This window comes from Thiocapsa sp., assembly GCF_035467215.1.
Taxonomy (GTDB): Bacteria; Pseudomonadota; Gammaproteobacteria; order Chromatiales; family Chromatiaceae; genus Thiocapsa.
This window is the reverse complement of the sequence record NZ_DATITZ010000189.1, coordinates 1-8,587: the sequence shown is the minus strand read 5'-3', so window position 1 is coordinate 8,587 and position 8,587 is coordinate 1. Positions and strand designations below refer to the sequence as shown.

The following is an 8,587-nucleotide window of genomic DNA, read 5'->3' as shown; positions in this document are numbered from 1 at the left end:
TGCGTTCTGCTGCGCCCGGTTCGGTCTTGTTCAGGGTCCGAAATCCATCCGCCCGATCGGTTCGAGCTTGCCCTTGTCCCGATCGGACAGCTTCATCAACATCGCTTCACCCGAGGCGGGATAGATGCCGCTGAGTGCCGTGATCGTGACCTGATGCGTCACCAATACGATGGGCTCGCCGTTTGGAGGTTGGTCCTCGAGGAACGCCTCGAGTGCGGCCAGAGTCGGCCCGCGATCCCCTCGGCGCTCGAAGAAGGAGTTGAGTGCTGGCAGCGGCGTAACCGGCCCGAGCCCCAACAGCTCGGCCGTCTCCAGGCAGCGGCACCATTCGCTCGAATAGACCCGAGCATGCTCGATCCCGCGCGACCGCAGCCAAGCGCCGATGGATCTCGCCTGCTCGCGTCCGGCATCGTTCAAATTGCGCTGGGTCGCGCAGTCGTCTAAACGAAAGCCCTCCGGATCACCTGTTCCCGGTGCGTAGGCGTGGCGCAGCAGGAGAACCGCACCGCCGTTCTGCATCCCTGCGGCGAGATCCACGTCTTCCTCGTCCCGCGCTGCTGTCGCCGCCGTGCCGAGGATCCCGCAAAGGAGACAGAGAGTGCAGCATCCGACGAACCATGACCGTAGCGGGGGTTTAGGACGCATCGAGCGTTTTTCTCCGTGTTCGTCGGGAATCCGTCTTTCGGTCGACGGGGACCGAGCCGGACTTCGGTGAATTTTCATGTCCTAAACCGCGCCAGCTCCAACGCTCGTTAAGTCAGTCCGAGCCGATCCCGACCGAAAACATCGCATACCGCGCCGAGCGCGGTTTAGGTTCGGAAGAGAGCGGCGACTCGCGAGCCTGCGGTGACGACACCGAGGATGACGGCGCCGGCGAGCACGCCGACCAGGGCGTTGAACAGCGGCGTGGCCAGGACCTCGAGGACGGGTCCGACCGTCGGAACCACGGCGGCGCCATGGGTCAGGAGATGCAGGATGTCGTGCGTCCCCGGAATCCCGTGGACCAGGATCCCGCCGCCGACCAGAAACATGGCGGCGGTTCCGACCACCGCAAGGATGCGCATCAAACGCGGTGCGGCGGCGAGCAGCAGGGCGCCGAGCTGCCGCGCGAACCGGGTGCCGAGATCCTCGCCCGTGCGTTGCTGCAGATAGAATCCGGCGTCGTCCATCTTGACGATGCCCGCGACCAGTCCGTAAACACCGACCGTCATCAAGAGACCCACACCCGTCAAGACCGCTACCTGCACGCCGAAGGAGGCGCCGGCGACGATCCCGAGCGTGATGACGATGATCTCCGCCGAAAGGACGAAGTCGGTTCTGATCGCGCCCCGAATGCGCTCCTTCTCGAACGCGACCATGTCGACATTCGGGTCGAGGAGTGTGCGGGTCAGCTCCGCGTGGCGCTCATCCTCCTCTTCGTCATGGAGAAATTTGTGGGCCAGCTTCTCGAAGCCCTCGTAGCAGAGAAAGGCCCCGCCGAGCATCAAGAGCGGCGTGATGGCCCAAGGCGCGACGGCGCTGACGAGGAGTGCCGTCGGAATCAGGATCAGCTTGTTCTTGAGCGACCCGAGGGCGACCGCCCAAACCACCGGCAGCTCGCGTTCGGCGCGTATCCCGAGAACCTGCTGGGCGTTCAGCGCCAGATCGTCCCCGAGCACGCCCGCGGTCTTGCGGGCGGCGACCTTGGTCATCACCGAGATGTCGTCGAGGACGGTTGCGATATCGTCGAGTAGGGTAAGCAGGCTGGCTCCGGCCATGGGATGTCGTCGCTGGGGTGAAATGCGCGGATTTTAGTCCGGATTCGGCTGGCGATCAGCCGGGAGCGTCACCTTCCGGCGCGATAGCCCGTAAACCAACGCGCGTCGCGACAAGCCCGCGCCCAGGCTGTAGCGCGAGACGGAGTCCAGGCTGTATTCGCCGCCCTCCGCGATGGCATCGGCGGCTAGAATCCCGCTGCGGATCGCCGGGCCGATGCCCTCGGCCAAGTCGCGCGTGGCGAGCCCGGCGGCATCGCCGACCAGGAAGGCGTTCGCGTTTCGGATGGTCTGCACCCCGTCCCGCAGGTAATAGGAGTAGCCCTGTGGTTCGAGCGTCAGACCCTCGTCGATCAGCCGACGACTGCGCAGGGTCGCGGCGAAGTGCTCCCAGTGTTTATGAATGCTTCCGCCTTTCTCCTGCAGCCGTTGCGCCATGCCTCCGACGCCGAGATTCAGATAGCCGTTCTGCTTGGGCACGTACCAGCTGTAGCCGGGTAGTCCCTTCTCGAAGAACCACAGATGACAGTCCGGATCCTCCCACGCATAAGCCAGCTCCTGCTCCAGCGCGGCGACCTGGAGCCATCGCGCGCGCGGGTTGTGCTCGCGAAAGAGTGAACGATACACCGGGCATGCCGTGCCGCCGGCGCCGACCAGGGCATCGCACTCGAAGCGGTCGTCGATGCGGTAGCCGTGCGCGGTGCGCTCGATCCGCTTGACCTGGTGGGTCACGACCTCGGCCCCCGAGCGCTCGAGCAGCCAGTCGTCGAACTCGACACGGCGAATCGAATGCTGCGGCGAGCGCATCGTCAGACCGATTCCGAACAGATGCGCTCGCGTGACCTCGAAGGTCAGGAAGCGATGCGGATAGGCCGCGATGTCCATCTCCAGATCCGCGAGGACCTCGGGCGTGATCCAACCGGCGCAGAGTTTGGGTCGCGGAAAGACCGCCTTGTCCAGGATCAGGCAGCCGACACCACGACGGCGCAACTGCCATGCGCAGGACGAGCCGGCCGGTCCGCCGCCGACGATGATCACGTCTGTCCTCATCATGGGCAGACCTCTCGAAGACGAGACGACGGGGCTGGGGGCATCGGGCCGACCCGCCGGTCAATCCCGATAGAGATGAGCGCGTGTCCATGGCATGTCGTTCTTGCCCGGGCGCGCGAATACCACTTGATAGAGCTCCAATGCTCCGGCACGGAAGCTGGCGATGGACGCCGCAAGATAGAGCCGCCAGGCCCGCACGAAGAAGTCGTCGAACATCTCGCGGACCTCCGTTTCATGCGCCTCGTAGCGCGCCAGCCAATGCTCGATCGTCTTGGCATAGTGCGGGCGGATGTTCTCCACGTCGAGCACCGACAGCCCCGGTTCCTCGAAGATGTCCATCATCCGGCGCAACGTCGGGGGGTTGGCCCCGGGGAAGATGCGCCGCTCGTTCCAGGCACTGGGGGGCTCGGGACGGATCTGGCCGATCGAATGGATGAGGCCGCGTCCGTTGTCCCCGAGGACGCGATCGACGACCTGGCCCAGGGTCGCATAGTGCTCGGCGCCGACATGCTCGAGCATGCCGACCGAGACGAAGGCATCGTAGGTCCCTTGGATGTTGCGGTAGTCGTCCTCGATGTAGTCGATCCGATCGTCCAACCCCTCGGCCTTGGACCGCTCCCGCGCATAGGCGATCTGCGACGGCGAGATGTTGTAGGCGCGGACCTTCACCCCGTAACGACGCGCGAAGTGCCGCGCCAGTCCGCCCCAGCCGCACCCGGCCTCGACCACTTCCTCGCCGGGTCGCAGCTGTAGCTTGCGTGCGATATGGTCGAGCTTCGCGGCTTGGGCCTGCTCGAGCGTGACGTCGGGGTCGGCGAAATAGGCGCAGGTATAGGCCATTTCCTCGTCGAGCCAGAGGCGATAGAAGTCATTCCCCAGGTCGTAGTGATGTTGGATGTTGTCCCGCGAGCCCGTCAGGCTGTTGCGTCGCGGCCGCACGAAACCGCGCTTGACGAACTGCTGAAGGATGCCGGGTCGGGTCCGCTTGATCTTGGCCTCGTAGAGCGCTTCGATGAAGGCGACTAAGTCCCCCTCGATGCGGATGCGGCCCGAGCTGTAGCCGTCGCCGAATTCCAGGTTTGGATTGGCGAAGAGTCGCCAAAAAGTGGATCGGTCGGCGAAGCGCATGCGTGCGACCAGGTTGGTCCGGGTGCACCGGTAATGCTCCCGGTCGTCCCAGAAGACGACGCTGATGGCCGGTTCCCCGATGAGCTGCATGAATCGGTTGAAGAGCCAGGTCTCGATCGGCCATACGGTATCGGCGTCTGTCCATGCGCCCCGATCGACCGACGCGGTTGCGTTCGACAGCGGGTGCTTCTCGGACTTCATGTTGCTTATCCTCGCGTTTCGTCGGGCGTTGCCGCCGACGTCTAAAGGACAGTGAATTCAAAGTCTTTTCGTGTAAAAAAGTAGTGTTCGGGAGCGATTCAGTCAAGGAAGAGACCCCGGGCGAGACTCACGACGCGCCCGATCGGCTGGGATCGGCCTCCGATCGGGGCAGCCGAATCGGCCTACAATGGCGCCCCTACCTTGAACAAAGCGGATCTGCCCGATGAGCAACCGAAAGCCCCGCAGCACCTATGTCTGCAACGCCTGTGGTGCGCGTCAGCCGAAGTGGGCGGGTCAGTGCCCGGACTGCGGGGCCTGGAACAGCATGCTGGAGACCGCGGAGATTCCGCGTCCTGCCGTGCGCGGCGGCTACGCGGGCGCGGTCGAGTCTCCGCGCGTGGAGAGCTTGGCCGAGGTCAGTCCCGAAGATCGGGTGCGGATCCAGAGCGGCATCGGCGAGCTGGATCGCGTGCTGGGCGGCGGCCTCGTGACGGGCTCGGTGGTGTTGATCGGCGGGGATCCGGGGATCGGCAAGTCCACCCTCTTGCTGCAGGCGAGCGCCTCGCTGGCGCGCAGCCTGCCGGTGCTCTATGTCAGCGGGGAGGAGTCGCCCCAGCAGATCGGGCTGCGCGCCCATCGGCTCGGACTGGCGGGCGAGGGCATCCGTCTGCTCGCCGAGACCAATGTCGAGGCGATCCTCGCGGCTGCGTCGCAGGAGCGGCCGCGGGTGCTGGTCGTCGACTCCATCCAGACCCTCTACACCGACGCGCTGCAATCGGCCCCCGGCTCGGTCTCGCAGGTGCGCGAGGCGGCGGCGCAATTGGTCCGCTTCGCCAAGCAGCAGGACACGGTCGTCTTCCTCGTCGGTCATGTGACCAAGGACGGCACGCTCGCCGGTCCGCGCGTGCTCGAGCACATGGTCGACACCGTGCTCTATTTCGAGGGCGAGCCGGGTGGCGCATTTCGCTTGGTGCGCTCGGTCAAAAATCGCTTCGGTGCGGTGCATGAGCTCGGGGTCTTCGCGATGGGCGACCGCGGGCTGCGCGAGGTGAAGAACCCCTCCGCGATCTTTCTCTCGCGCCACGACCAGGCGGTCCCGGGCAGTCTGGTCATGGTGACCCGTGAGGGGACGCGACCCCTATTGGTCGAGGTGCAGGCGCTCGTGGACGAAAGCCCGCTCGCCAATCCGCGTCGGGTCGCCTTGGGGCTCGACGGCAACCGTCTGTCCATGTTGCTGGCGGTGCTGCATCGTCACGGCGGTGTGGCCATGTTCAACCAGGATGTCTTCGTCAACGTGGTCGGCGGGGTGCGGATCACCGAGACCGCCGTCGATCTGCCGCTCGTCATGGCGGTGCTGTCGAGCTACCGCGACCGGCCGCTTCCGCTGGATCTTGCCGTTTTCGGCGAGGTCGGTCTGTCGGGCGAGGTTCGACCGGTCCCCAATGGTCCGGATCGGCTGCGCGAGGCAGCGAAGCACGGTATCCGTCGGGCCATCGTGCCGGTCGGGAATGTCCCCAAAGAGGGTGTGGAGGGATTGGAGATCACGGCCGTGAAGACCCTCGCGGAGGCACTCGACGGCGTCTGAGGCGATTAAACCGGGCCCAGTGCGGTATGCGATGTTTTTGGATGGGATCGGCCCCGGTAGACTCGACGATCGTTGGAGTCGGCGCGGTTTAAACGAGCGCCCGCGTCTTGCGGGCCGGGCGGGTCACGACCTTGACCGTTTTGACCCCGTTGTCGGCCGTTTGAAGGATCTCGATCGGGTGATCGTGCAGCTTGAGACTGGTGCCGGGCTCGGGGATGGTCTCGAGGTATTCGAGGATCAATCCATTCAGTGTCCGCGGTCCGTCGGTCGGAAGCGTCCAGCGCAACGCCCGGTTGAGATCACGCACGCCGATGCTGCCGTCGACCAAGAGGCTGCCGTCTTCGCCGCGATGAATCTCCGGGATGCTGTCGGCCGGGTCCGTCGTGAATTCACCGACGATCTCTTCGAGCAGGTCGGTCAGGGTGATGAGTCCCAGAAAATCGCCGTATTCGTCGACGACCAGGCCGACGCGCCGCTTGCCGCGCTGGAAATTGAGCAGTTGTTGATAGAGCGGCGTGCCTTCCGGGACATAGTAGGGCTCGCGGGCGATCGCGCGCAGATGCTCTTTGCCCAGGCCCTGCTCAAGGAGTGCATGCAGGGCATGCTTGGCGTGGAAGACGCCGATCACGTTGTCGATGCTGCCGTCGAACAGCGGCATCCGCGTGTAGCTGGAGTTGCCGATTGCATGCAGGATCTCGTCCTCGCTGTCCTGGATGTCGATCCCTTCCACCTCGTTGCGCGGGATCATGATGTCCTCGACCGTGGCGCGCTCCAGATCCAGGATGCCGAGCAGCATGGAGCGGCTGCGCTCCGGGATCATGGCGCCTGCCTCGGTGACGACGGTGCGGAGCTCCTCGCGGCTCAGCGCGGTGCCCGGTGCGCCTTCCGGCGTGATCCCCATCAGGCGGAGCAGCCCGTTGGTGAAGAGGTTGACGAACCAGACGATCGGATAGAGCACCTTCAGCAAGGGCTTGTAGACGTAGGCCGCCGGGTAGGCGAGGCGTTCGGGGTGCAGCGTGGCGTAGGTCTTGGGCGCGACCTCGGAGAAGATGAGGATCACCAGGGTCAAGAGCCCGGCGGCAATTCCGATCGCCGCCTCGCCGCCGAGGCGCAGGGCGATGACGGTCGCCAGCGAGGAGGCCATGATGTTGACGAAGTTGTTGCCGAGCAGGATGAGCCCGATCAAGCGGTCGGGTCGTTCCAGCAGTGCGCGGGCCAAGCGGGCGCCGCGGTGGCCGCCGTCCGCCAGGTGTTTGAGCTTGTAGCGGTTGATGGTGAGCAGGGCCGTCTCCGATCCGGAGAAGAAGGCCGAAAGCATGAGCAACAGGACTAACGCGAAAAAGAGGCCGGGTAACGAGAGTTCATCCACCTTGGATTCCGAGCTTGGTGATGGGTCGATCGTCGCCACAGTATACCGGGCGCGTTGCGAATCCGTGTTTCTCACGCGATGTCCGCCCGCGATTCCGATCTGGATCCGCCCCCCCCCGGTCTTCGCAGGGACTGCTCCGAACCGACGCGCGAATCGGCGTTGCGGAGCGTAGACATCTCGACCCGGCGCTTGCAGTTCGGCGAGGCTGGGTCATAATCCCGGCCTTTTTGATCGGGGCCGATGATGTTCAAGAATGTACGACTGTATCGATTGGGACGCCCGTTCGGTCTGGATGGCGACACGCTCGAGGCCCGTCTCGACGAGCGCCGCTTTCGCCCCTGCGGTCCGCTGGAAACCGCGACAATGGGCTGGTCGGCGCCGCTCGGCGATGGCTCGACCGCGCTCGTGCATGCGGTCTCGGGATGCTTCCTGATCTGCTCGCGCAAGCAGGAGCGGCTGCTTCCGTCCTCCGCCGTCGCCGAGGCCGTCGAGGAGCGTGTCGGGGAGATCGAGACCAACGAGGCACGCGACGTCGGCCGCGCCGAACGGCGCCGACTGCGCGAGCAGATCATGGCCGAGATGCTCCCGCGGGCCTTTACCCGCTCACGTCGCACCCTGCTCTATGTCGACACCGAAGCTGGTTGGTTGGTGGTGGACTCCGGGAGTGATCGGCAGGCCGAGGACGTGATCTCGCTGCTGCGCGAGACCATCGAGACCTTGCCGGCGCGCCCCCCCGCGCCGCGCATGGAGCCGCCCAAGGTCATGACCGGCTGGCTGTTGAACGGCGATGCACCGAGCGATTTTCAGATCGGCGATGCCTGCGAGCTGCGCGATGTCAGCGACACCGCGAGCCTGATCCGCTGTCGCGGACAGGATCTTTCCAGCGAGGAGATCCTCGCCCATCTGCGTGTCGGCAAGCAGGTCTTGAAGCTGGCCCTGAGCTGGGACGAGCGGCTCGATTTCGTCCTGGCCGAGGACATGTCGCTGAAACGCCTGCGCGTCGGAGACGCCCTGCTCAACGAGCTCGATGACGGCGATCTCGAACCTGCAGCGCGCATGGACGCCGAGCTTGCGATCCTCGCACTGCAGTTGCGCGAGCTGATCGCTCGGCTTGACGCGATCTTCGGGCTCGTCGGCGACGAGGATGCAGCAGGGACGCCGGCCCCGGTGCCGCAGCAGATTGAACCTGCATCGGCGCCCGCGAAGGTCGCGCCTTCGCCGGCGGAGCCGCCGCCGTGGGTGTAGGGGCGACTTAAGTCGCCTACCGCGCATTAGGAGATCCGCCCTCTGCGCAATGACCGCGGCGCAAACGGCCCTCAAGGCGCGGCAGTGCGGGGGTGCTCCATGAAAAAGCGCAGCATCGCGCGGCTGGCGTCGGGTCCGCGCGGCTCGGTATAGGAGCCGTCCGAGCTGCCGCCGGACCAAGCGTGACCGGCGCCGTGTAGGACCCACTGCTCCAGCTGCGCCCGTCCTGCCTCGTCGGCATAGACGCTGCGGGTG

The 8,587-nt window shown here is 65.5% G+C and carries 7 protein-coding genes and 1 pseudogene; 2 read left to right on the top strand and 6 right to left on the bottom strand.

Annotated elements, in window-relative coordinates; all coding sequences use genetic code 11:
* Window positions 1-30: 30 nt before the first annotated feature.
* The 4 genes from VLR48_RS10570 to VLR48_RS10555 all read right to left on the bottom strand — a co-directional run bounded on the left by VLR48_RS10570 (window position 31) and on the right by VLR48_RS10555 (window position 4,133).
* Entirely contained in the window at window positions 31-537 is a 507-nt protein-coding gene (locus VLR48_RS10570) for a histidine phosphatase family protein (protein WP_325291749.1), read from the bottom strand.
* Window positions 538-809: 272 nt separating this feature from the next.
* Window positions 810-1,757: a DUF808 domain-containing protein gene (locus VLR48_RS10565; protein ID WP_325291748.1), complete on the bottom strand. Its 948-nt coding sequence runs from the start codon at window positions 1,755-1,757 to the stop codon at window positions 810-812.
* A 33-nt stretch (window positions 1,758-1,790) separates the two neighbouring features.
* Window positions 1,791-2,807, bottom strand: a complete 1,017-nt coding sequence (locus VLR48_RS10560) for an NAD(P)/FAD-dependent oxidoreductase (protein WP_325291747.1) — start codon at window positions 2,805-2,807, stop codon at window positions 1,791-1,793.
* Between the two features lie 57 nt (window positions 2,808-2,864).
* The gene (locus tag VLR48_RS10555) at window positions 2,865-4,133 is read right to left on the bottom strand and encodes a cyclopropane-fatty-acyl-phospholipid synthase family protein (RefSeq protein ID WP_325291746.1); all 1,269 of its coding nucleotides are present in this window, start codon (window positions 4,131-4,133) and stop codon (window positions 2,865-2,867) included.
* A gap of 223 nt (window positions 4,134-4,356) precedes the next feature.
* Between VLR48_RS10555 and radA the strand changes: the two genes are divergently transcribed.
* A complete protein-coding gene (gene radA / locus VLR48_RS10550) occupies window positions 4,357-5,718 on the top strand; it encodes a DNA repair protein RadA (RefSeq protein ID WP_325291745.1) in 1,362 nt (453 codons plus the stop codon).
* 88 nt (window positions 5,719-5,806) lie between these two features.
* Here radA and VLR48_RS10545 read toward each other — a convergent pair whose 3' ends face one another.
* Window positions 5,807-7,087: an HlyC/CorC family transporter gene (locus tag VLR48_RS10545; protein ID WP_325291744.1), complete on the bottom strand. Its 1,281-nt coding sequence runs from the start codon at window positions 7,085-7,087 to the stop codon at window positions 5,807-5,809.
* A 243-nt stretch (window positions 7,088-7,330) separates the two neighbouring features.
* Here VLR48_RS10545 and VLR48_RS10540 point away from each other — a divergent pair, with 243 nt between their 5' ends.
* Window positions 7,331-8,332, top strand: coding sequence for a recombination-associated protein RdgC (locus tag VLR48_RS10540; protein WP_325291743.1), 1,002 nt, complete (start codon window positions 7,331-7,333; stop codon window positions 8,330-8,332).
* Window positions 8,333-8,403: 71 nt separating this feature from the next.
* Here VLR48_RS10540 and VLR48_RS10535 read toward each other — a convergent pair.
* Window positions 8,404-8,587, bottom strand: a pseudogene (locus VLR48_RS10535) (esterase); the annotation flags it as partial.

What these genes read in the sequence shown, in the direction of transcription:
- VLR48_RS10555 (WP_325291746.1), bottom strand. Translation starts at nt 4,133, where the DNA reads ATGAAGTCCGAGAAGCACCCGCTGTCGAACGCAACCGCGTCGGTCGAT.
- VLR48_RS10565 (WP_325291748.1), bottom strand. Translation starts at nt 1,757, where the DNA reads ATGGCCGGAGCCAGCCTGCTTACCCTACTCGACGATATCGCAACCGTC.
- radA (WP_325291745.1), top strand. Translation starts at nt 4,357, where the DNA reads ATGAGCAACCGAAAGCCCCGCAGCACCTATGTCTGCAACGCCTGTGGT.
- VLR48_RS10560 (WP_325291747.1), bottom strand. Translation starts at nt 2,807, where the DNA reads ATGATGAGGACAGACGTGATCATCGTCGGCGGCGGACCGGCCGGCTCG.
- VLR48_RS10540 (WP_325291743.1), top strand. Translation starts at nt 7,331, where the DNA reads ATGTTCAAGAATGTACGACTGTATCGATTGGGACGCCCGTTCGGTCTG.